Annotated in this window: 10 protein-coding genes and 2 pseudogenes; 6 read left to right on the top strand and 6 right to left on the bottom strand. The window is 69.3% G+C overall.

Going from position 1 to position 24,647, the window contains the following annotated elements; genetic code table 11:
• Positions 1-8 precede the first annotated feature (8 nt).
• Positions 9-2,909, bottom strand: coding sequence for a CHAT domain-containing protein (locus ACLF3G_RS23520; protein WP_430671841.1), 2,901 nt, complete (start codon positions 2,907-2,909; stop codon positions 9-11).
• Here ACLF3G_RS23520 and ACLF3G_RS23515 point away from each other — a divergent pair.
• The 4 genes and pseudogenes from ACLF3G_RS23515 to ACLF3G_RS23500 all read left to right on the top strand — a co-directional run bounded on the left by ACLF3G_RS23515 (position 2,817) and on the right by ACLF3G_RS23500 (position 8,549).
• Positions 2,817-4,364, top strand: a complete 1,548-nt coding sequence (locus ACLF3G_RS23515) for a patatin-like phospholipase family protein (RefSeq protein WP_430671840.1) — start codon at positions 2,817-2,819, stop codon at positions 4,362-4,364. The genes ACLF3G_RS23520 and ACLF3G_RS23515 overlap by 93 nt on opposite strands.
• A gap of 30 nt (positions 4,365-4,394) precedes the next feature.
• On the top strand, positions 4,395-4,958 hold the full coding sequence (locus ACLF3G_RS23510) for a hypothetical protein (protein WP_430671839.1): 564 nt from the start codon (positions 4,395-4,397) through the stop codon (positions 4,956-4,958).
• A gap of 27 nt (positions 4,959-4,985) precedes the next feature.
• Complete coding sequence (locus ACLF3G_RS23505; protein ID WP_430671838.1) at positions 4,986-6,983, top strand: tetratricopeptide repeat-containing protein; 1,998 nt, start codon at positions 4,986-4,988, stop codon at positions 6,981-6,983.
• Between the two features lie 208 nt (positions 6,984-7,191).
• Positions 7,192-8,549, top strand: a pseudogene (locus ACLF3G_RS23500) (IS3 family transposase).
• Between the two features lie 164 nt (positions 8,550-8,713).
• Here ACLF3G_RS23500 and ACLF3G_RS23495 read toward each other — a convergent pair.
• Positions 8,714-11,827 carry a TIR domain-containing protein gene (locus ACLF3G_RS23495; protein WP_430671837.1) on the bottom strand — a complete coding sequence of 1,038 codons (3,114 nt, stop codon included), beginning with the start codon at positions 11,825-11,827 and terminating at the stop codon, positions 8,714-8,716.
• Positions 11,828-12,085: 258 nt separating this feature from the next.
• Here ACLF3G_RS23495 and tnpA point away from each other — a divergent pair, with 258 nt between their 5' ends.
• Entirely contained in the window at positions 12,086-12,394 is a 309-nt protein-coding gene (gene tnpA / locus ACLF3G_RS23490; RefSeq protein ID WP_430671865.1) for an IS66-like element accessory protein TnpA, read from the top strand.
• Positions 12,395-12,557: 163 nt separating this feature from the next.
• Positions 12,558-13,667 (top strand): annotated as a pseudogene (gene tnpC / locus ACLF3G_RS23485) (IS66 family transposase); the annotation flags it as partial.
• 73 nt (positions 13,668-13,740) lie between these two features.
• Here tnpC and ACLF3G_RS23480 read toward each other — a convergent pair.
• The 4 genes from ACLF3G_RS23480 to ACLF3G_RS23465 form a co-directional block, all read right to left on the bottom strand.
• Complete coding sequence (locus tag ACLF3G_RS23480) at positions 13,741-18,348, bottom strand: AAA family ATPase (RefSeq protein WP_430671836.1); 4,608 nt, start codon at positions 18,346-18,348, stop codon at positions 13,741-13,743.
• Positions 18,349-18,370: 22 nt separating this feature from the next.
• On the bottom strand, positions 18,371-19,984 hold the full coding sequence (locus ACLF3G_RS23475) for a CHAT domain-containing protein (protein WP_430671835.1): 1,614 nt from the start codon (positions 19,982-19,984) through the stop codon (positions 18,371-18,373).
• A 255-nt stretch (positions 19,985-20,239) separates the two neighbouring features.
• Positions 20,240-21,022 (bottom strand): peptidoglycan recognition protein family protein, encoded by a 783-nt coding sequence (locus tag ACLF3G_RS23470; protein ID WP_430671834.1) that lies wholly within the window; start codon positions 21,020-21,022, stop codon positions 20,240-20,242.
• A gap of 236 nt (positions 21,023-21,258) precedes the next feature.
• Complete coding sequence (locus ACLF3G_RS23465) at positions 21,259-24,639, bottom strand: hypothetical protein (RefSeq protein ID WP_430671833.1); 3,381 nt, start codon at positions 24,637-24,639, stop codon at positions 21,259-21,261.
• Positions 24,640-24,647: the final 8 nt, after the last annotated feature.

Raw genomic sequence — 24,647 nt, 5'->3', positions numbered from 1 at the left:
CTCCTGGTTCACCCCGACGCCATCCCGGAAGCCGCATCCTGTAGCTCCCGCCGGACCTCGGCGAGCCGGGCGAGCAGCGCGGCCCGCGCCGCCTCTGCCATGCCCGACGCCGCGCCCAGCACGTCCTCGTAGAATTCGAGCTGCTCGCTGACCGACATCAGCTTCACCGGTGAGCCGACATGGCGCCACGACCGGTGATAGCGCTCCACGATATCGCCCCAGCTCGCCGCCTCAGCGTCCAGCCCGGCCATCGCCGCCATCAGCGCCGCGTCAGCGGAGGCGATGAGCTGCCAGAAATCGTCCGCGTCGGGCGCCACGCTGCCGCGCAGCTCCTTCAGCAGTGCGATGACCTCGGAATCGACCGGATGCCCGGCGCGGAGCGCCAGGCAGAGCCCTGCCGAACACAACATGAGCTGCGGATAGCGGTGATCCTGGCCGGGCCCGGGCCGCGCCCGCTGAAGCGCGATCGCGCGGTCGTAAAGCTCCGCCATGCGGCGGAGCTCGTGCTCCACGTCGGTCCCCTCGCGCGGCGACGGCGGGCCGAGCGCCAACAGCTGGGCGAGCCGCTTGGCGCAGCCGCCCTGCAATGCAAGCCGCTCGGCCGTCTCGCCGAGCGCCTGCGTCAGTCCGACCAGCCGCGTCTCCGCCTCGGCGACGACGCGGACCGCGTCCGCAAGCACGTCACGATCTATCGGCCTTTTGCGCGCCTCCGTGCAGGCCTGTCGCACCTGAAGATTCGCGAGCTGCTCGACCGCCCGCACCCGCCCGCGCGCATTCGGCTCCGCGACGGCTGCTGCGTAATGCCCGATCGCGTCGGCAAGGTCACCCAGCTGCGCATGCGCGTCGGCGAGCGCGAAGCGCAGGTCCGCGTCAGAGAGCCAGCCCTTCCGCTCCGCCTCCGCCGCTACGGCGGCGAGCCGCTTGCGCTGGCCGTCCAGGAAGCGGCCGATCGGCTGGCTCGGGTCGCGCTCAAGCCCGATATTCGCTTCCTCCGAGACCTGCTGCGCCGCTTCGATCGCCTCGTCCACCAGCGCGAAGCTTGGTGCGGACGCGGTGGCGCCAGCGGCCGGCGGCAGGAAGTCGCTGAGCCGGAAATCGGGGTCGCCGTAGCATTGATAGGCGCCCCAGGTATTGCCGTCCGGCCGCAGCGCGTAGGCGGCGCGCCGGGCCGCGAGCGTGGCGCTGCCGAAATCCGCGCCGTCGAGCATCTCCTTGTAGAAGCGCAGCGCGAAAGCCTCTGCCGCGTCGTCGTCCACCGCCCAGCCTGCTGCGACGACGCAGCTCACGCCGGAGCGGATCAGCTCGACGGCGACGCCCGCCGCGAATTCCGGCCGGCCGGCGGCGGTCGCCTGTCGCGCCCGGTCCTCGGCGAGTGGGTCTACCTTGCCGAGGTGGCAGCAATTTACGAAGACGATGCTCGGGCAGACCGGCAGCTTCGAGAGAACGGAGGGGCCGAGCACCACGCCGCCACCAAGTACCACGCCGGTGACCACACGCTTCGCGCCGTCCGGGCCAGGCAGGGCCTCGTTGACCACGCCATGCGCCGCGATGTGCACGATTTCCCAGGCCTCCGCGAAGAGCTGGCGGCAGACCTGGTCCGGCATGACGCCGTCTCCGACCAGGACCTTGGCGGTGAAGCCCGTCTCCCGCAGCAGCTTGTGCACGGCCTTCGCCTCGCTCTCGGCCGAGGGCAGCCTCGCGAAGCCCTCGGTCGGAAGGCCTCGGGGGTCGCCGATGACGAGCGCGCGGTGGCCATGGCGCAGGCGCACCGGCTCGCGCCCGCGCGCCTGCGCCAGCTGGCGCACAAGGCCCGCGCGCACGGCGAAGGGGCGCTGGTCCCCGGCATCGCGGTCAACGATCCAGGGCCGCCGGTCGTCCAGCAGCTCCCAGGGGAAGCGGGCGCTCCGCTCGTCCAGGATCAGCCGGCGGTTCCGCTCCTCCGCGCTGCGGTCCTTGAGCGACTGAGGTAGCAGCATCTCGAACAGTACACGCCCGGCCGAGGCCGGTGCGCCGGGCACGTCGACGTCGCCGATGGCGCGCGCCACCAGCGGCTCGACAAGGTCGAGATCGGCGGGCACCGCCTGGGTCTCCGCGCGCGCAAGCCCGTCCGCCACCTCGAAGACGAGGTTGCGGTCATCCCGGCTCTCACCGGTCATCCGGATGGTGATCGGCAGCCACCAGCCGTTATCGCGGCCCGGGGCGCCGCGGCGCCTGCGTCCAGGGCGCGTCTCGATCCGCGGCGCCAGCTCGAAGACGCGGCCGAACTCCGGCTGCGTCTCGACGGCCTTGGCTGCGGCGTGCCAGATGGCCAGCGCGCGGTCTTGGATGACCTCGACGAACTCGATTTCCTGGAACCCGGCCCAGACCGCGGCGCCGGCAGCTGGCCCCGCAGTCTCGGTCGATGTCAGGACCGCCTGCGCCTCGGCCGCCGCCCTGAGCAGGGCGATCACCCCGTTCGCGACCGCGAGGCCGCCATCGCCCGTGCCGACCGCAAGGACGCTGAGGCCAAGCGGGATGGGCTCCGCTTTCTGCCTGGCCCCAGCCGGCCGGTCGGCAGCGCGGCGGCGGTCCTCTTCCGCGGCCGCGAAGGCGAGCAGCCCGTGCCGCAGCGTCTGGCGCAGCGGGCCCATCGAGAGGCTCGCGGACTGGCCGAGGCCGACCACAACAGCCCCGCATGGCCTCGCGGCAGGGTCGACGACGACCGTCACGGAGCCGAACGGACCGGGGTAGAGGCCGAGGCGGCGGCGCTCGGTGAGGCGGAAGCCGAGCGCGCGGTCGAGCTGCGCCTCGGATCCCGCGAAAGTGTCACCCTCGTAATGGCCGACCAGAACCGGATGGCGGGCGAAGGCGAGGTGGCCATGCGCGACGGTGAGCCTGATCCGCGCGCGGTCTGCGGCAGGCCCGCTCATTGCGCGGCGCCGCGCGGCGTTGCCGGCGGCGTCACGGCACCGTCTGCCGGCATCGCGTTTGTCTCCCTGGCTTCGCTGGCCCTGGCCGCCCGGCGCGACGCTACCGGCTATGTTGCGGCGGTGGCAAGCGAAACTGCCGCGCCGTCGCGGCTGGCGCTGTGCCGGCGCGGCGCTTGCCGGCCTGCCACGAGCGTGATCGCGGCGGAGATATGCGGCATGGTAATGAAGATGCCGGGCCTCGCCTCGCGCAGGCGTTTGAACGGGAGCGGGACACCGATGAACAAGCTGGATGTCTGGGACGCGAAGTACGGCCAGCCCCGGCCGCGCAGGCTGCTCGCACTCGACGGCGGCGGCATTCTCGGCGTGATGACGCTCGAGATCCTCGCCGTGATGGAGCGGCAGCTCGCGGAGACAACAGGCGCCGGGAAGACGTTCAGGCTTGGCGACTACTTCGACTATGTCGGCGGCACGAGCACCGGCGCCATCATCGCAGCCGGGCTCGCGGTCGGGATGACCGCGGGGCAACTCCTGGACTTCTATGTCGAGACCGGGCCGTTGATGTTCGAGAAACGGTTCTTCCTGCAGCGGATCCGCAGCTTCTACGCGGCCGACCCGCTGCGCGGGAAGCTGCAGGAGGTGCTTGGGGCGCGGACGCTTGGCGCATCGGATCTGCGCTGCCTGCTGCTGGTCGTGACGCGAAACGCCACGACCGACAGCCCCTGGCCGGTCACCAACAACCCCTTTGCGCGCTACAACGAGGCGGGACGCGCGGACTGCAACCTGCAGATCCCGCTCTGGCAGCTGGTACGTGCCAGCACCGCCGCGCCGGTCTACTTCCCGCCGGAGGTGCTGCAATGGGACCCCACCGATCCTGCCAAGACCTTCGTCTTCGTGGACGGCGGCGTGACGCCCTACAACAACCCGGCACTCCTGCTCTACCGCAAAGCCACGCTTCCGCAGTACCGGCTGGGCTGGCCGACCGGCGAGGACAAGCTGACGATGGTCTCGATCGGCACGGGCTCCGCTGCCCGGCTGGACCAGGACCTCGACGCGCGCGGGCGCCTCATTCCCGCCGACGTCGCGCGCCTTCCGGGCGTGCTCATGGGCGGCGCCAATGTGGACCAGGACATCAACTGCCGCGCCGTCGGGCGCTGCGTCTTCGGCGCGCCGATCGACCGGGAACTTGGCGACATGCGCCCGCGGCACGGTGACCCGCTGACCGGGGAGCCCGTGCCGCTGCGCGAGGATTGCGGCCGGGCGTTCCTCTACGCGCGCTACGACCCGGACGTTACGCGGGTGGGGCTCAACGCGCTCGGGCTGCAGGACATCGATCCCGACGAGGTCCAGGCGATGGACTCCGTGAAGCACATCGCCGCAATGCGCCGCGTGGGTCGCGCCTATGCCGATCGCTTCGTGGACATGAGTGTCTTCGGCGACCCCGCCGCAGGCCAGTGAGTAGAACGCTAGCCAGAAGGAGCAGGCTTGGTGCAGGACCATCACAATGCGCCCGCCGCGGTGGTCGCCCTCGCCGGGCGGCGCGTGGACGCCGAGGACGCCGAAACGCAGCGCTTCCCCTCCACGCAGGTGCCGCTGGTCCGGGAGCGGCTCGCCGAGCTGCTTGCCGCCGAGGGCGCGGAGGCGCTCGTCTGCTCGGCCGCCTGCGGCGCCGACCTGCTGGCGCTTGAGGTGGCGGAGCGGCTCGGCCTGCGCCGCCGCATCGTCCTGCCCTTCGCGCTGGGGCGCTTCCGCGAGACATCGGTGGTGGACCGGCCCGGTGACTGGGGGCCTGTCTTCGACCGGCTGGTGGCGGCCGCGGAGGCGGCCGGGGACCTGGTGGTGCTCGAGGCCGGCGACGGCTCCGCCGCCTATGCCGCCGCGAACGAGGCGATCCTGCGGGAGGCGCGGGCGCTCGCCACTGGTGCGCCACGTCGGCTTGTGGCGGTAGTGGCCTGGGAGGGGTCGGCGCGGGAGGGGAGCGACGCTACCGAGGGCTTCCGGCAGCTCGCCACGCAGGCCGGCTTCGAGCCGCGCTTCGTCCCGACGCTCTGAACGGATGACCGGGAGGCAGTGGGGAACATGCAGCGCGCTTTTGTCATCCGCCCGTTCGGGACGAAGACGGACACCAAGGGCAAGGCTGTCGACTTCGAGGCGATCCATTCGGCGCTGATCGCGCCGGCGCTCGCCGCCACCGGTCTCGGCGGCGGCACCACGGGCGAGATCGTCGAGGCCGGCAACATCCGCGAGGACATGTTCGCGCTCATCATCGAGGCCGACATCGTCGTCTGTGACATCACCGTGCATAACGCGAACGTCTTCTACGAGCTCGGCATCCGCCACGCGCTGCGGAAGAAGCGCTCCGTGCTGATCAAGGGCGGCCCGGTCGCCGATGCGACCCCCTTCGACATCCTGACCGACCGCTACCTCGCCTATGAGGTGGACGATCCCGGACGCGCCGCGGGGAAACTGGCGGAGGTGATCCGCGCCACACTGGCCGACGACCGGGCGACCGACAGCCCCGTCTTCAAGATGCTTCCCGCCCTGCCGGAGGTCGATCCGACATCCGTGCAGATCGTTCCGCAGGACCTGGCGGAGGAGGTGGCCCGCGCGGCGGCCGCGCGGTCGCCCGGCTGGCTGCGCCTGCTGGCCTCTGAAGTGGCGGGGCGACGCTTCCAGTGGCCGGCGCTCCGGCTGATCGGGCAGGCCCAGTGGGATGCCGGCGATTACGAGGGCGCCCGCCGGAGCTGGGAGCAGGTCCGGGCGAACGACCCGGATGACCTCGCCGCGAACCTTGCCATGGCCAATCTTTTCGAGCGGCAGTACAAGGCCGGGCAGCGACCCGAATCGCTCGAAGCCTCGAACCACGCGATCGCGCGCGTCCTCACGAACGGCCGCGCGAGCACCGAGCAGCGCGCGGAAGCCCTGGCGCTCGAAGGCCGGAACACCAAGACGCTCTGGCGGCTGGATTTCGAGAAGCTGCCGGATCTCGCAGCCCGGCGGGAGCGGGCGACGAACCGCAGGCTGCTGAAGGCCTACGAGGCCTATCGCGCCGCCTACCTCGTAGACCTGAACCACACCTGGTCGGGCCTCGCCGCCCTGCAGATGGGCATCGTCGCGCAGGAGCTGGCCCGCGAGCCATCATGGGAGGACGCCTTCGACGACGCCGCCCAGGCGGCGGCCTATCGCAGCGAGCTGGACCGCCAGGTTGAGTCGCTCCGCGCGGTGGCGCGTCTCGTGGTGCAGGCAGCGCTCGGCCGTCTCCCGCGTGGGCACAAGGACCGGGTCTGGGCAGAGATCAGCCGCGCCGACCTCGCTTTCCTAAACGGGGAGAGCGCGCAGAAGGTCGCGAAGGCATATCTCGATGCTTTGCCGCGCAGCAACTTCTTTGCCTGGAACGCGGCCAGGACGCAGTTGGAGCTGTTCGCCACGCTCGGTATCCGCGCGGAGATCGCCACGGAGGTGATTAGGGCTGTGGATCCGGAGATCCGGCGGCCCGAGCCGGATCCGGCGTTGCACATGGTCGTCTTCGCCGGCCATCGCGTGGACGAGCCAGGCCGCGCCGAACCGCGCTTCACGCCCGCGATGGAAGCACAGGTGCGCGCGCTGATCCGCGATGGGCTGAGCCGTCGCCAAACCGATGGAACGCGGCTGCATGTGCTCGCCTCCGGCGCACCGGGCAGCGACGTCATGTGCCATGAGCTGTGCCAGGAGCTCGGCATCGCCAGCACGATGTGCCTGCCGATGCCGCCGGACGATTTTGGCCGCCTCGCCTTCGGCAGGCTGGATGACTGGCGCTCGCGCTTCCTGAGGCTTCTCGACGCAGCGGCACCGCTCCAGCTCGGCGACAGGGAAGGGCTGCCGCGCTGGCTCCAGGGCTCCGGCCTCGACCCCTGGGAACGCGGTAATCGCTGGGTGCTCGAGATGGCGCGCAGCGCCGGCGCACGGAAGGTGACGCTGGTCGCGCTCTGGGACGGCAAGCCCACCGGCGCCGCGCTTGGCGGCACCGCCCACATGTTGGAGCTGGCGCGCAACGCGGGGACGATCGACGTGGTCGTCCTCGATCTGCCGCTGCCGTGAGGGGTGGCCCTGGCCCCTCCGCTCAGTCCCTCGCGCGGCCACGGCGGGGTGGACTTCCCCCCATGGAGTGGAGGGGTGAGATCAGAGCATCATGCGGCTGAGCGCATGGCGGTCGCTTCCATTGTCCGGCGTCAGCACCCTTGGGACAGATGAGCAGAGTTGAGGAACGGAGGATTTCTGGCTCATCGTAACTGCCAGGAGAGTGAAGATGAGCCAGAAATCCTCTGCCCCCGCCGCCAAGCCGCCGGCCGAGGAGGTGGTGCGCGACATCCGCCGCGCCACCCGCAAGCACCACTCGGCCGAGGACAAGATCCGCATCGTCCTCGAAGGTCTGCGCGGCGAGGAGAGTATCGCCGCGCTATGCCGTCGCGAGGCCATCGCCGAGAGCGTGTACTACGCCTGATCGAAGGAATTTTTGGAAGCCGGCAAGCGCCGCCTGGCCGGCGACACGGCCCGCGCCGCCACGACCGACGAGGTCAAGGAATTGCGCCAGGAGGCCCGCACGCTGAAAGAGGTCGTGGCCGAACAGGCACTCGAGCTGCGCTTGCTGAAAAAAAGCATGATCGCGGCTGGGGACGACTGCACATGAGGTACCCGGCCCACGAGAAGCTCGAGATCATACGCCTCGTTGAGCAGTCCCACCTGCCGGTTCGGCGTACGCTGCGCCAGTTGGGCGTGCCGCCGGCGACTTTCTACCGCTGGTACGACCGCGACCAGAGCGGTGGCCCGGAAGCCCTGGCCGACCGGCCTTCGCGGCCGGATCGCGTGTGGAATCGCATCCCGGATCCGACACGCGACAAGATCATCGACCTGGCGCTGGCCGAGCCGGAATTGTCATCACGCGAACTCGCCGTGCGCTTCACCGAGCAGCAGCGCTACTTCGTCTCCGAAGCCTCGGTCTATCGCCTGCTCAAGGCGCACGACCTGATCACCAGCCCGGCTTTCATCGTGGTCAAGGCGGCCGAGGAGTTTCACACCAAAACCACCGCGCCCAACCAGCTGTGGCAAACCGACTTCACCTATCTCAAGGTCATCGGCTGGGGCTGGTTCTACCTCTCCACAGTGCTCGACGACTTCTCGCGCTACGTCATCGCCTGGAAGCTCTGCACCGGCATGGCCGCCAGCGACGTCACCGAGACGCTGGAGATGGCGCTCACCGCCTCAGGCTGCACCCAGGCCCGCGTGCGGCACCGACCGCGCCTGCTGTCCGACAACGGGCCCTGCTACATCGCGGGTGATCTTGCCAAATGGCTCGCCAACAATGCCATGGGCCATGTCCGTGGCGCGCCTTGCCATCCGCAAACTCAGGGCAAGATCGAGCGCTGGCACCAGACCCTGAAGAACCGCATCCTGCTCGAGAACTACTACCTGCCCGGCGACCTCGAGGCGCAGGTCGAAGCCTTCGTCGCTCACTACAACCATCAGCGCTACCACGAGAGCCTGCGCAATCTCACACCAGCCGATGTCTACTTCGGCCGCGGCCAGACCATCCTGCTCGACCGCGAACGCATCAAGCGGCAAACCATCCAACAGCGCCGCTTGATCCACCAGCAACACGCCGCCTAACCTCAAAACCCGATGCGCCAGAGCCTCCGTTAGCCAACCGCCTCCGCTGTCTCAATGCATTCGACGACGGACAGTGAAGCCATGGTTTTATGACACAGTAGTGCTAAAGACACGCTGCATGCTCGACGAAACTCGTGGAGTGCGGCGTTGTTCGATGGGAGTCGCTACTCAATGCGGGACTGCGCCGCGTCAGGGGCCGGCGTATCGAGGCCGCAAATCGGATCTGAGATGCGAACTCCGTAGCGATTAGCCAAGGCAGTCAGATCCTTGTCGATGAGCAGGGCGCAAGCTGCTGCGGTGATCGGCCCTCCTGGCCATCCAACGTCCCACAGCCGTGCGGTGCCGTCCCAAGAGGCCGTGACCACATGCGCACCGTCAGAGGAGAAGTAGGCAGACTGCACTGGCCCCGCGTGTCGCATGGGCGAGCCGATCGGTGCACCGCTGCTTGCATCCCACAGCTGCGCCGTGCTGTCCGATGAGGCAGTGACCACGCGCATGCCGTCCGGTGAGAAGGAAGCGGACAGCACCGCTCCGTCATGGCGCAGAGGCAGTCCGATTGAGGTACCGCTGCTTGCATCCCAAATATACGCCCTGCGATCCATAGAAGCAGTGACTATGCGCGTGCCATCCGCGGAGAAGGCGGCGGATAGCACCGGATCTCTGTGACGCAGAGGCACCCCGATCAAGGCACCGCTGCTTGTACTCGACAGCCGTGCCGTGGAGTCGTTTGAGACGGTGAGTACCTTTGTGCTGTCGGGAGAGAAAACGGCATAATGCACTAAACCGCCATGTTCGATAGCCATACCAATCGCAGCGCCGCTGCTTGCATCCCACAGCCGCGCCTTGCTGTCTCCTGAGGCGGTGACTACGCGCATGCCGTCGGGCGAAAAGGCGGCATTAGTCACGGTCCCAGCGTGAGGCATTGGCGCGCCGATAGGAGCACCGCTGCTCGCGTCCCAAAGCCGCGCCGTGTGGTCCAGCGACGCGGTGACGACGCGCGTGCCATCTGGGGAGAAGGCAGCGGAATGCACGGCCCTGTCATGGCGTAGAGGCACGCCGATTGAAGCACCGTTGCTTGCATCCCAAAGCCGTGCCGTGCGATCCAAGGAGGCGGTTACGATGCGCCTTCCGTCTGATGAAAAGGCGGCGGACCGCACCGTATCTCTGTGACGCAGGGGCACGCCGATCGGAGCGCCGCTGCTTACTTCCCACAGCCGTGCCGTGCCATCCGATGAGGCGGTGACGACGCGCGTGCCGTCCGGAGATAAGGCGGCGGACTCCACCTGCCCATTGTGCCTCATGGCCAAGCCGATCGGAGTGCCGGTGCTCGCATCCCACTGCCGCGCCATGCCGTTCCGGGACGCGGTAACAACGCGCTTGCCGTTCGGCGAGAAGGCGGCAGTTTCCACCGCTTCCTCATGCCGCATATTCGGCCCAATTGGGGCACCGCTACTCGCGTCCCACAGCCGCGCCGTGCCGTTGCCCTCAAAGACGTTGCTGGCGCCGGTGACAACCCGCGTGCCGTCCGGGGAGAAGGCGACAGACTGCACCGCCCCCTCGTGGCGCATGGCCAGCCCGATCGGGGCACCACTACGCGCATCCCACAACTGTGCAGTTCCGCCTTCGGAACCGGTGACCAAGCGCGTGCCATCCGCCGAAAAGGCGGCAGCGATCACCGCTCCTCCGTGCTGCATGCTTGGCCCGACCACCATGCCACCGCCTACGTCCCGAAGCCGCGCCGTACCATCACTGGAGCCAGTAACCACGCGCGCGCCGTCTGGCGAAAAGGCGGCTACATTCACAACCTGCTCGTGGCGCATCGGCTCGCCGGTTGAGACACCGCTGCTCGCATCCCATAACCGCACCGTGCGGTCCCACGATGCCGTAATCACGCGTGTGCCGTCCGGCGAGAAGGCGGCTACAGACACAGTCTCGCCATGGCGCATCGGCTCTCCAAGTGGAGTACCACTGTTCGCATCCCATAGCCGCGCTGTTTTGTCTTCTGAAGCGGTGACCACGCGCGTGCCGTCTGGCGAAAAAACCGCAGACAGCACCGGGCCCTCGTGGTGCATGTGCTCTCCAATAGAGGCACCGCTGCCAGCATCCCACAGTCGCGCAGTTTGGTCTCCTGACGCGGTAACGATGCGCGTGCCGTCCGGCGAAAAGGCTGCGGACAGCACCGGGCCCTCGTGGTGCATGGCCTCACCAACCGGGGCACCGCTGCTCGCATTCCACAGCCGCGCCGTGCTGTCCCCCGAGGCGGTGGCGACGCGCGTGCCGTCGGGGGAGAAGGCGGCGGACCAGATCGGCCCCTGATGGCGCAGCGGCCAAGCAACTTCAGGCCTTCCCGCCGTGCCAAGGCCCATGCCGCGTATGGAACTCGCCAGCATTGGGCGTGGGTCGCCTCGGTGCCGTGGCCAGGACGCGAGAGCTAGCGCGACCCCATCTGCGTGCTGCCCCTGCAGACTGGCCGACTCGGACAGCGCCGCAAGTGCTCGGCTTTCATTCTGGATGGCCTCAGCGAATTGGCGCTCCGTCTCAATCCTCTGGAAGTAGAAGGCAAATGCCGCCACGACAGCGGCTGCAGCGGAGATGCTGATGGCAGCGACCGCAGCATATGCCAGCCGGATCGCTCTGCGCCGCTGATGCAGATCCTCCCCTGTAATCGCATCCTTGTCTACGCCGCGGAGTGTTGCCGCAAGCGAGGCAACCGCATCTCGGAAGCGCGGGTCCTCAATGTGAAGGTCACGATCGGGGACGGCAACCCAGGTGAGGTCAATCCAGAGCGGCTCGCGGGTCAGACCGCCAAGGGCCGCTGGCGGCAGCGCGGTTGTAGCGGCAGCGTCGATCGTCCCGCGCGCCGCGTCCCAAACTATGCTTCCGCCGGTCAGTACGATCAAGAGACTGGAGTCTCCCTTGCTGGCCAGCCAATGCGCTATCTCGCGGTCCACCCAGCATGAACGCGCCGCTTCGGGTGAGGCCATAAGGAGGAGGAAGCGAGAGTTGTCCAGCGCCGTTTCGATCGTGCCCCAAAGGTCGGGTCGTGCCCCGAGGTTGGTCTCGTCCCGGTATAGCCGCAGCGCGCGCAAACGGTACCAGGGCTTAGCAAAGCGGTGCAGCGCGCGCTGAAGCGTATCGGCAATCGCCTTCTGGCGGGTGTCATGACGGTAGGAGATGAAGCCGTCGTAGGTTGGTGCACTAGCACCCACTGCGTTTGAATGTCCCAATGTTTCTTGCAGAGGTGGCTCAGTCATCTGAACTGCGGATATCTGCGCCATTATAACCTTCTCCCCATTTGTCCATCGCCACAAGCGGTGAGACAGCGGAGGCAACTGACTGACGGAGGTTCTGGCCTCACTTCCGAGGAAAATAGACTATATGCTGGTTGTGGATCAAGCGTAGTCGCGGCAACGAGGCCCTTCTTCCGTTGTGGGCGGTGAATGTGCTGGGTCGGCGCGGGGGTGGAGCTTCGGGCGGACGTTATGGCCGACAGTATTGGTGACGCGAAGGGTGGCTGGTAGCGCCGGGTCGAGGTTCTGACAAAGTCTTACCGCCGGCGGAAGTGGTCGGACGACGACAAGGCGCGGATCGTGGCGGAGACGCTGGAGCCTGGTGCTGTCGTGGCCGAGGTGGCGCGGCGCTGGCATGTCTGTTCGCAGCAGGTGTTCACATGGCGGCGGGAGATGCGTGCCGGTGCCGCCGCGCGGCTCGATTTCGTGCCGATCGTGGCGGAGGCGCCGGCAGCAATACCCGAGCCGGCGGCTGCGCTGGCCAGCACGTTGCCCGCGGTCGAGGTGAGGCTTGCCGGCGCGGTGCTGCGCGTCGAGCCCGGCACCGGCAGTTAGGGACGAAGTCGGAACGGCTGCCCGAAGACCAGCCGCTGTTCGCGTTTGAGGAGATGGAGGCGACGCTGGCCGGCAGTGCGGTCGAGGCGGGCAAAGTCTCGCCGACGCGCGACAACCAGGCCAGGCGCCGCCGGGCCGGCCGCGGCCGACTGCCCGCCCCGGCCGTTTCGAGGTGGTGCGCCACGTTCGGCCTGCGTTCTCCTGCCGGAGCTGTGAGGCGATGACGCAGGCGCCGATGCCCGCGCTGCCGATCGAGCGCGGCAGGCCAGGACCTGGACTGCTGGCCCATGTGCTGGTCTCGAAATACTGCGATCACCTGCCCCTCTATCGTCAGTCGGAGATCTACGGCCGCGACGGGCTGGACCTGCCCAGGGGGCTGCTGGCGGGCTGGGTCGGCAGGTCGGCCGCCCTGGCCGAACCGATGGCAGCGTTCATCGGCCGCCACGCCCTGTCCGGCCCGCGGGTGCATGCCGATGACACGCCGATGCCGATGCTCTCGCCTGGCCGCGGCAAGACGCAGACGGCAAGGGTCTGGGCCTACCTGCGGGATGACCGGCCGTTCGGCGGGCCCGACCCGCCCGCGGTGTTCTACGAGTTCACGCCGGACCGGAAGGGCGAGCACCCGCAGCGGCGCCTGCGCGACTTCTGCGGCATCCTTCAAGCCGACGCCTATTCGGGGTTCAACGCGCTCTACGACACCGGCCGGGTTGTCGAGGCGGCGTGCTGGACCCATGCGCGGCGCTACTTCCATGACGAGTTGCTGGCGAACGGCAGCCCGATCGCGCGCGAGGCAATCGAGCGCATGCAGCCGCTGTTCGCCATCGAAGCGGAGATCAATGGCCAGGTGCCCGAGGCGCGCTTGGCAGCGCGTCAGGCCCGCTCTGCGCCGATCATGGCCGATCTGCACGTCTGGCTGGAAGCGACGCTGCGCCGCATCTCTGGCAAGTCCGACCTGGCCAAGGCCATTCGCTACACACTCGCGCATTGGACCGCGCTGACGCTCGTGCTGCGCGACGGCCGCGCCTGTCTGCACAACAACGCGGTCGAACGGCGGATGCGGCCTCTGGCGCTCGGCCGGAAGAACTACCTGTTCGCCGGGTCGCTGGAGGGCGGCAGGCGGGCGGCGATCATCTACACCCTCGTCGGCACGGCGGAGCTCAACGGCTGGGATCCGCAGGCCTACCTGCGCGTCCTGCTCGAGCGCATCGCAGATCACCCGATCAACCGCATCGGCGAGCTCGCCCCGTGGAACCTTCGGCCTAACGCCAACTGAGCCGCGTCAAGCCGCCACGGCCGCAGCCGACAGCGCACGCTTACTCATTATATAGCTTCGCGCGTGTTGCGTGTCACGGCGCGACACAGGGCAGCCCCCCGCGCGCATCTGGAATGAAGTCGCGCACCTCCTCGGCCGTGAGCTGTCGCCCAGCGACACGACAGGCTAGCGCGAGGAGTTTGTCGAGCGATGTGTGCCAGAGCCTAACCGTACCGTCGGCTCCGTGGCTGGCAATGCGGCCATCAGGGAGGAACGTCGCGCCGAACACGCTCGCCTCGTGCCCCTGGAGGACCAGCGGCGCGATTCTTGGCGCGGCCGGATCCCAAAGCCGCACGCTGTGGTCCTCGGCAGTAGTGGCGAGCCACCTGCTGTCTGGGCTGAAGATCACAGAGAGGACGCGCCCGGTATGGCCGCGTAACGCAGCCGCGTGCGGCGCGGCACCATCGCCCACTACGCCGCCCAGGTCGAGGACCTGAACGGTTCCGTCCCAGGAGCCGAACGCAACACGCCGGCCGTCCGGGCTGAAGGCCGTCGCGAAGACGCGGTCATTGAAGATGGCCTCCGCTCGCTGGCGCGGCGCCGTGCCGGGCTGGATGGCGTAAAGGCGCCCTCGGTGGTCGAATCCTGCGGTCGACAGCCAGGCGCCGTCTGGGCTCAGCGCGACGTGCACAATTTGGTCGTGCTGCGGCCCCGGCGACTGGGACGCCTCGCATGGATCGGGTGCGCCGAGATCCCATACGCGGTGCGCCGACGCGCCCCCCGTCGCCGCGAAGCGCCCGTCCGCGCTCCACGCGGCCGCGCGCGCCCCCGGTCCCTGCCGGCACAGGTGCCGCGGGCGGGCGTTCGGAGGGCCGGATGCCAAGTCCCAGAACGCCACGCTTCCTGCTTCGTCCCAGACGGCAGCAAGGAGCCAGCGGCGGTCGGGGCTGAACTGGAGGCTAGCATACTCCACCGGGCCCGGCGCGGTGAGCGTCAGCGGCGCCGCCTCGGGCTCCGCCAGGGACCACAAGGTGATGCGCGGATCGGTGTTGGACGCCGCGGCCAGCCAACGCCCCTCGGGACTGAAGGCGACCTCCCGTGCCGGAGCCGGCAGGTCAAGCATCCGGGCCGGCCGTCGCGGATCGCGCAGCGACCACAGCACGATCCTGCGTTTGTCGTTCGGCGCGGTTGCGAGCCACGCCCCGTCCGGGCTGACCGCGGCGCTCAACAGGGCCGTGCCGTCGTCGCGCAGCACCAACGGGTCGACCGCCGTATCAGGAATCCGCCAGAGCCTCGGCGTCGCGTCATTCCCCCAGGCGACGAGGTGGCGCGCACCCTCGGCACCCCCGAGGGCCAAGTTGGCGATCGGCCGGTCTTGTCCGACAAGGCGCCGCATCACGAGGGCACGCGGAGTGCGCAGGTCCCATAGCAGCGCCGTCGTATCAGCCGCTCCGGTTGCGAGCCAGGCCGAATCCGGACTGAACCGCATCGCGCTGAGCGCGGCGGTATGGCCGTGCAGAAGGATTGGTGCCGTGTTGGGCCCCGCTAGAGACGAGAGGTCCCAGAGGCGCCCTAACGCGTCGATGCTGCCGCTCGCCAGCCAGCGCCCGTCGGGGCTGAAGGTGAGCGCCGTGACCCATTGGCCGTGCCCGGCACGCAGCATGGCCGCAGACGGCGGAGTGTCTCGCGTCAGGTCCCAGACCTCGGCAGCATATCCGTAGCCGGCCGCAAGCCGCGTGTCATCGGGGCCGAGGGCGACCGCCGTTAGAACATCTTCCGCGTACTGCACCTGCTCCTGGTTGTAGATGAGCTTCCTCGGCGGTCCTGGCGTCGGGGTTGCCGCAAGGTCCCTCAGATGGACATGTTTGTCGTTGCTGCGCAGCGCCGCGCTGGCAAACCAGCGGCCTCCGCCGCTGAAGGAAACACTGTCTACCGTGCCGCCGTGCCTGCCCTCAGTGCAGGGCGACGCGTCGAAGCCTTCGGCCGAGAACGCCCAGAGGCAGACGTGGCCGGACGCCGTCCCGAAGGCAAGCCAGTGCCCACCAGGGTGGATCGCCACGGAGTGCACCGCGCCGAGTTCGGGCGGCGCGGCGTGAGGCCCCTCCGTCACGCTGCCCTCCTCCGGACGCCAGAGACGCAGCGTGCCATCCTCGCCGCCGGTCGCCAGCCAAGCACCGTCTGGGCTGAAGGCCAGCGCCCGAACCGCTCCGTCGTGGCGCCCGGCCGTCAGTGGCGGCGCGACGGGATCGGGACCGTCGAGCCTGCGTATCTGAACGACGCCGTCCTCTCCACCCGTCGCCAGCAGGCGCCCATCGGCCGAGATCGCGGCAGTCGTCACCCGGCCCTCATGGCCAGCGAGGGGCTCGCCGCCCGCTGCGCGAAGCTGGCGACGCACCTCGTCTAGCGTGTCCAGCGGATGCCCCACGCCGGCCCTGGTAGCGATGTTCGCCGAATGCACTGCTAGCAGCAGGCTGCGCTGCGGCATCGGGGCGCCCTCGGCCGTGTGGCGCGCGATGGTCTGGACAGTCGCGGCGACCTGGTTTGCACGTCCGGCCTCTTGCCAGTTGCGCCAGCTGACCCAAGCGAGGCCGGAGGAGAGGACCGCAGCGATGGCAAGCGACGCCATGACCGCCGCCCTGATTCGTGCGCGCCGCCGCCGTGTGCCCTGTGCCGTGCGGGACGACGCCTCGACGAAAGCGCGCAGCGACGCGTCGATCTCCTCGCCACGACGCAGCACGAGGTCCTCCGCCTCGGACAGCGGCAGTCCGGGCGCAAGCAGCAGACTGGGACGGTCTGTCTGCGCAGCCTCGCGCCAGCGGGACTCCGCCTCCTCCAACCGCGCGCGGGCGCGGAGGTCGCGGCGATCCTCCGTGATCCGCTCGCGTGCGCGGTCCCAATGGGTGAGCAGCGCCTCATGCGCCACACGCACCCGCACGCCACCCTCGTCGCCCTCCACCACGAGGATACGTGCCTGTGGCGCGGTGAGTGCATCCACCAGCCGGCGCGCTTCGCTGCCCTCTGGGAAGCGGGAGAGCGGGGCGGCACGCGCGGCCGGCGCCCCGGAGGCGCCGTCCACCACGACCAGGGCGCGCAGCACCGCGGGGAAGGCGGCCTGCACGGGCAAGGGCAGCGCGGACAGAACCTCCTCCGCACGACGCCCGATCGCGCCTTCCAGGCCGCCGAGCGCCTCGTAATCAGCGAAGCGCAGCATCCCGTGGTCGCCGCGCCGGTTCCACAGCTGGTCGAGAAGGTAGCTGAGCAGCGGCAGGGCGCCTGGGTTCCGCGCCGCAGCCTCTCGGATTGCGTCGTCCAGGGTCTCCCCCGTCCGCTCCTCTACCTCGAAGCGCAGCCCGGCCTCGCGCGCCGGGCGGCGGATGATCTGGCCGATCTCGCCCCCGTCCGGCGGCGTCAGCACGTAGGTGCCCTCGCCCGCGCAGAGTGCCGCGAGGACCGGGTTCGATGCGAGGCGGCCGAAGAAGTCGCTGCGCATCGTGGCGAAGACCCAGACGATCCCGGACTGCGCCAATGCCTCCAGTGCGGCCGCGTAGCGGGCACTGGCCGCCGGTGCGATGCCACTGGTGAACAGCTCTTCGAGTTGGTCGACGATGAGGACGAGCCGCGCCTCGCCGAGTTCGGTCAGGCCGGCGCCGCGGCCGGCGGCGGAGAGACCCTGGCGGATCGGCTGCGCCGCTTCGGCAGGCGCGGCGTCGAGCAGCCGCTGGAGCGACGCCGCCCCGTAGCCGAGCGGCGGCTGCGCAAGCTCCGGCAGCGCGTTTGGGGTCAGCAGCGCCTGGGCGAGCCCGGCGATCGGGTCCGCGGCAGCGCCGGGGCGGGTGATGACGTAGCGGCACAGCGCGACGCGGCCGACCATCCCCGGCAGCAGCAGGTCGGGCAGCAGCGCGGCCTTTACGAGGCTCGACTTGCCAGAGCCGGAGGCGCCCATGACGGCGACGAAGGTGGTGCCCTGCGCGATGCGGCGCTCCAGCGCCTCACGCACCTCATTGCGTGCGCGGGTGCGGCCGAAGAAGATCTGCGAATGGTCGAGCTCGAACGATTCCAGGCCGCGGTAGGGCGATCCCTGTGTCCAGGTGATCGTGGCAGGGGTCTCGATGTCAGCGGGCCCAGTCAGGCGGCGGCGGAGCAACGCACGCAGGTGCTCCTCGAGCAGCGCCTCGAACTCGGCCGAGCCCGCGAACTCCCAGGAGGCGGCGGTAAAGGCTCCACCCTCCGCCGCGCGGAACCAGCGTCGCATGAAGGCGTCCACCAACTCCGTCTGGCGCTGCTGTTCTTCCAGCACCGCGCGGTCGCCGAGCTCAACGGTAACACGCGTGCACTTGCGGTAGAGCAGCAGGTCCGGCAGCCCGGCGCGCTCAAAGCCGGCGACCGCGTCCTCGAACTCCCATTCAGTGCCGGTGACCGGACCGAGCGACTTGGCGCCGCGGAACCGATCCACCGGCAACGGCACGCCAAGGCGCGACCAGAGCACTGTCACCACAATGTCCGCCTGGCTCGGCGGCAGGATGAGGTCCTGGAAATGGTGGGTCGCGAGCAGCGGCTCGCGTTCCCACAGAATCGGCTCGACCTTAAACTGGTAGGCGAACTCGCGTGCCAGCCGCAGGATCACACGCTCAGCCAGGAGCCGCTCGGACCGGACATCCGAGGGTGAGGAGATGAAGATCCGGATTGAGCGCTGTGCGGTCAAGTCAGTCCCTCCTCGCGACAGGCTAGATGTGCTCGGCAAGGAAGGGCGCGAGCTTGGCCGCAAGCGCGTCGCGCGTCGTGGCGATCATCGTCGCCCCGATCGCAGCCTGCACAGTTGCGAGCTGCAGGTTCGTGTACGCGGCGACCTGGGTGAGGAGCAAGGGCGGGTGAGGCTCCGGCGGGATGTCCACCGCCGGGAACGTCGCGGTTAGGATCGCCCCACCCGAACCGTCGCCATCGAGCGCCGCGAACCCAAGCCCGCCGATGCGGCCCTTGCCGCGTGCCTTGCGGTCCAGCAAGTCGAGCCAGGGACCGGCAGCGCCCGCAACGCCGATCCCGGCCAGCAGATCGAGGATCGCCCGGCCGGTCCGGCGGGTTCTGAGCAACGCCTGCAGCGCCGGCAAGAGCGTCTGGTGCAGCACCGTCGTCCGGCCCTCTGTCCTTAACTGCTGCGTTACCTCGTGATCGACCCTCCAGCGCAGCTTTCCGAGAACGCCCGTGCACTCGGCGAACCATCCGGCCGCGTCCTGTCCGCCCTGGGCCTGCCTGTCGGCGGCCGGGTCCGCGATTAGCAAGCCATGGCTCAGCACCGACCGCACCGGCTCCGGAATCGCAATATGGAAGGCGACGAGTTGCTGCCCCACGACGACGAGCGGCGACGCTGCCGCGGCGCTAACCGAAGCATGCGCCACGCCGCAGTCCGGCGCCTCCGCCGGCGGAAGCTCCTGTGCATCGACGAAGGCTTCCACGCCGAGTGGCCTGCTCATCTCCGCCGGTGTCACGTCCGGGTACGCGCCCCAGGTTTTGCTTTCGGGGCGCAGGTCGTAAGCTGCGCGCCGGGCCGCGAGCGTCGCGCTGCCGACATCCGCGCCGCCGAGCATCTCCGCGTAGAAGCGGCGCGCGAAGGCCTCCTCGGCATCGTCGTCCACGGCCCAGCCCGCCGCTACGACGCAGCTCACGCCGGACCGGATCAGCTCGTCCGCGACGCTCGCTGCGAGTTCCGGCTGGCCCGCCATCTCCGCCTGCCGCGCCGCGTCCTCGGCATGCGAATCCAGTTTGCCAAGGTGGCAGCGATTTACGAAGACGATGCTCGGGCAGACCGGCAGCTTCGACAGCACGGATGGGCCGAGCACCACGCCGCCGCCCAGCACGACGCACGTGGCCGGCCGTTGCGTTCCGTCCGGGCCTGGCAGCGGCTTGTTCACGATGCCATGCGCGGCAATTTGCACGATCTCCCACGCTTCGGCGAAGAGCTGACGGCAGACCTGGTCCAGCGTGACGCCAACGCCAATCAGCATCTTCGCGGTGAAGCCTTTCCCGCGCAGCCACTGCTCCACGGCCTTGGCTTCCGCTTCGGCGGCCGGCAGCCTGGCGAAGCCCTCGGTCGGCACGCCCCGAGGGTCGCCGACGATGAGCACCTTCCGGCCCTGGGCCGCGGAGTCGAGCGGACCGAGGTACATGCCGAGGCGGCGACGTTCGGTCAGGCGAAAGCGGAGCGCGCGGTCGAGCTGCGCCTCGGCGCCCGCGAAAGTGTCGCCCTCGTAGTGGCCGACCAGGATCGGATGGAGTGCGAAGACGAGGTGGCCGTGAGCGACGGTGAGGCCAATGCTTGCGTGGTCCGTGGCAACGTTGTTCATCGGGCGGCATCGCCCGCTTGCGATGGAAGCACCTTCGGTCGGGCGCGGCCGGCCGTCGGCATTTAATCGCTCCTCCCCACCTGACCCCGGCGCCGCAGACGTCGGCGATTCCCGCCGCGCGATCGCCGCGGAATGACGCGATGTCCGACCCCGCAGCGATGCACGGGCCACACGCGAACGGATCAAGCTCTCGTTCCTCACCGACGAGGTAACGCTCGGCGCTGAGACTGTTTGGCGTCGCCGGATCGTCGCGGCTCAGGCCACGGTGACCGTGCGGCTTGCCGGATCCCACGCGATTTTCCGGCCGAGCCGCGACGTCAGGTCCTCGATGTCGACATGGGCTTGTCCGTTCATCTCAATAGCAGGGAGCGGCGCCGGCGGACTGCCGACACCGGTGAACCGGACATCATCCTCGCCTTCGGCGACTGTCCAGTTCAGGAAGTGCGCGATCTCTCTCGCCGCGGCCCAGGTTCCCCCGTCGGCCATGAAGGCGGACCCCACCGCCTTACCACCGACCACGACACTCACCTCGCGCACCCCTTCCACCGGGTGGCCGCCTTCCAGCGCGCTCTGCACCAACGCGCGGAACGCATTCCCGACCTCGGTCTTGCTTAGGTCTGGGTTCCAGGGGAGCATCATCGGATCCCATTTACCCCTCTGCTTGATGCCGAGTTGGATCTCAACCTCACCGTGGCCCAGCACCGTCGTCGGGCTGACTGGGATGCGGTAGAAGCGGCAGAGCTCGGCGACGACGGCGGCCATCGTATCCCACTGTTTTCGCAGCATCGGGCTCCTGCCGCCCTTGAATGGCTTCTCGTGTGCTTCGGCCATGCAGCACGCGGCGACGCCGATCGAACCGGTGTTGCAGCCCAGGGTGTGAGCTGCGTAGACCTTGTCCTTCGTCGAGACGTTGTCCTCGATGCTGTGCGTGCCACGCACAAGTCGGCCATCGGCTTCGATGAGGATGTGATAGTGCTCGTGGTCCAGCGCGCTCGCCTTGTGCTGCCCCGCCGTCCAGTGGCAGATCACGCGTTTCATCGCGCAATGTGGCATCCAGGACTTTTGCAAAAGAGCCATCGCACCAGCCCTCCATTGCCGCCAATGCACGCTCCGCATTTCATCGCGGGCACGAAAGGCTATCGTTCAGTGCCAACCGTGATCAAGTGCTTTCTCCTGGCAGGAATGTGGCGGCGCGTTCGTGCTCATTCCGAGACATGAATGCCGGGACGCGACCGTGGCGCCGGACTACTTGAGTGTTGACATTGGCGCTTCCGTTAGGCCGACCGCCACTCGATCGCTAACCAGGCATCTAACACCGCGTTGCTTTCAAAGAAAATCGGCACGGCACCGGCCGGGGTCCAGCCCGCACCACCCGCGCTCGGCGAGCCCTTTGCGAAGTCGCCGGTGAAGAGCCCCGTCTCGGCGTCCTTGCCGAGCGTGTCCCGCTCCCCCGCCGCGGCCGCGGCCTTGCCGGACACCTCGAACGCCGCGCCGACGGCGGCATCCGGCGCTACGAGGAGCTTGGCGGCGACCACCTCCGCGAGCTGGCCCCGCGTCCAGAAGGGATAGTGGCCGTCCGTGAGCTCGACCGCCATGCCGACGAACTCGCCGGGGTTGGCGGGCTTCGCGGCTTTGAAGCGCGCCCACTCCGTCGGGAAGTCGTGGCGGAGCGAGAAGAGCCGCACGCGCCCCGCCATTCGTGCGTCCTTGAGCCGATCTCCGATGGACGCCTCCGCCTTCGCCTGGAGCAGCCCGCCCGCCTGCCGCGCCGTTATCCGCATGTGCAGGATGAGATCGGAAATCGTCGCGTAGTCGAACGCGCGGAAGCGCTTCGGCAGTTCGATGCGCCACTCGCTGACCGCCCCCGACCCCTCGAAGGGCATTAGGCGCTCGTCCCGCGGCCCCGCCTCGAACACGCCGGGGTCGTTTTGCGCCGTGCTCGTGACCATGGTCTCGAGGCTGCCCATGTGGTCGTCGAAGCGCCGATCGGCCTCCCCGTCCCGCTCGTATGCGCCGTCGAGCAGGTTCGGGCTGACCCGGATGGAGCTGCGGACGAGGGTGAGGCGGCACCGGACCGAGGCGTAGGGGCCGAGCACGCAGGGGATGGTGACGGCGACGGAGCGGATGCGCCGGAAGTACTGGCCGGGCGCGTCAAGGTCGAAGAACTCCTCGGGCACGCGCACGGTGCAAGCCCCGGCGGTCCGGAGCGCGACGAGCGCCAGCGGGTCGAGCTGCCGGAGGCTGACGTGCCGGACCATCTCCAGCTCGCGCCGGTTGGCGTCATGGTATCCGCTCTCCATCCGGCGGACGTCGAGGAGAAGCCGCTCGCCCGCGAGAAGCCCCTCGCGGCCAGCCGCGTACCCGCCGTCGATGAACCGGGCGGAGCGGTCTCCGAGCTCGTGCTGAAATGCCCGCTCGGCCTTCCGCGCGACGTCGAGGGCGAGCTGGAAGGCCCGGCTGTGCAGGCCGCGGGTCTCCTTGCGCATCCAGGCGTAGAGGGATTTCCTCGTCACCTTACCCTTGCGTTCGTCGGCAAGGAATTCCTCGACCGCCCTGGCGTTCTCGATCTGCTTGCGGTGGACCTCGAGCTCGCGCGCCGCCATGGCCTCGCGGATCTGGGCCGCTCGGAGCTGCCGGAGTATGCCGTTGATCTCGAGGGCGGCCTGGTTCGCCTGGAAGGTCCACTCCTGCTCGCGGCGGACAAAGCCGCCAATCTTGGCCGCCCTGCCCGCCTGATAAACGACCATGTCGGCGACGTTGCCGAGCGCCTGAGCGGCAAACTGCGCCACCGCGGAGATCTGCTTGCCGCCGATCGTCACGGAGCCGCCCGCGCCCAGCGGCGCGGCCCATATCCCGATGTCGGGGATGGCGCCGAGCGGCCCGGCGAGGAGCGAGGCGGTTCCGGCAGCGTCCTTCAGTGTCTGGGCCGTCAAGAGGAGGTCCATCTCCGCCTTCTCCTGCGGGTTCAGCGCCCTCCCCTGCAGGTCTCCCGTGAGCCCCGCCGCCGCGTCGTATTCGACCTCCGCCCCCGGCATCTCCGGCTCCGCCGCGCGCAGGCGGAGGGCGGCGAGCGCATCCATGTCGATCGGGTCGAGCCCGGGCGGCGCGGACGGGTTCTCCCCGAGCAGCCTGTTGAAGTGCGTCCACCGGGCGGCGGCGGCGGCGAGCGTCCGCTCCACCGCCTCGCGCGACTTCGCCGCCTCCTGGACCGCCGCGTAGCGGGTCTGCTCGGCGAGCTCTAGGACGGAGCGCTCGTGCCGCGCGCGGAGTATCTGGAGCGCCTCCCCGTCCTCCTTCTCCATCGCGGACAGCAGCGACGCGCCGAGGGACTGCACCTCGCGGCAGAGCTCGGCGGCACGCTGGACGAGGGGCAGGAACCGCTGTGTTGGCAGGGGCTGGTTCAGCCCGGCCAGCACGGCCGAGACATCGAGCCCGCTGGCCGCGGCGCGCGCGAGGAGCGCCGGGTCGATCGGCGGCTCGAAGAGCGGGAGCTGACGGAAGACGCCGAGGAGGTTGAGGCTGTTCCTGATCTTGAACAGGCGGTCCGCGACGGTGTCCCAGTAGCCGAGCAGCCTGTCGTCGCGCGGGACGCAGAAGTAGAGGCTCTGCCCGATGGACTCGATGGCCGCGGTCCCGCGGCCGCCCTGCGCCGCGCCCGGAGCCGGTGCGGGCGTCATGTTGAAGACGACGTCTGCCTCAATGTCGCGGAGCGCGTTGCCGAACTCGTCGAGCGATGAGCGGAGCTGCATGTAGCTCTGCGGGGCCACTTGACCGCGGCTGGGAACGCGCTGCGGCCGCCTGCCGAGGATGAGGGAGGCGAGCACGTAGTGGCTCATCGCCTCGTTGATGCTCTCCCGCGTGTCCTGCCGGAAGAGCAAATCCCCCCAGGCGATGAGGTTGTCGAGGTAGGCCGTGACCGTCCTCACCATGTAGGCGTCGGGCCTGAAGCGGGCGACGAGGTGCGGGTTGAACGGCTCCCGCTCCCACGCCTCGATGGCGGCGACCGTCGCGTCGCGCAGCGCCGGATCGGCTCCGGTCGCGAGGTTCGTCATGAGGCGTTCGGCGCTCGTGGCCTTTGCGGTCCTGAAGGGCCGGAACTTCCAGAAGCGGGCAGGCGCCGGGGCGTCGCTCCGGTCCGTCGGGTCGAAGATGTTGTGAAGCCAGCGCTGCGCGAGCTCGTAGCGCCCCTCCGCCGTGCAGTGCGCCGCGACGGCGAGGTGCACGTGCAGGAACAGCTCGTCGTTGTAGACCCCGTAGGCGCTGCCCTGCCCGAACTCGAGGCGGTGCACGGGATGCGGCGCCGAGACGAGAGCGGTGGGCGCGTAGGCGGGGAAGAATTCCTCGTGGAGGAGCGGCCGGGTCGATCCGTCGGGCAGTTTGGCGCCTCCTGGCGCATCCTCGACGTTCGCGGCCTGCAGCCCCGCAACCGAACCCTCGGCCAGCCGCTCGACGAGGGCGGTGACGAAGGGGTGCTGGTGGGCGGTGAAGGCGTAAGCGAGCGAGCGCCGCTCCGTCAGCGTCGGCCCCGGTGTCAGCGGAAGCGGGATGTTGATGTCCGACAGGTGACCCTTCCCCAACTTCCCCGTGGCGCCGTCGACGAACCAGTCGATGTGATCCCGGCCGTTGTGGAACGTCGCGTTCAGCGGGTTTGTCATGTCGCCGT

It is taken from the genome of Falsiroseomonas sp. HC035, from assembly GCF_050563525.1.
Classification (GTDB): domain Bacteria; phylum Pseudomonadota; class Alphaproteobacteria; order Acetobacterales; family Acetobacteraceae; genus Falsiroseomonas.
Note: the sequence above shows the minus strand (reverse complement) of the source record. Positions and strands in the feature narration are given on the sequence as shown.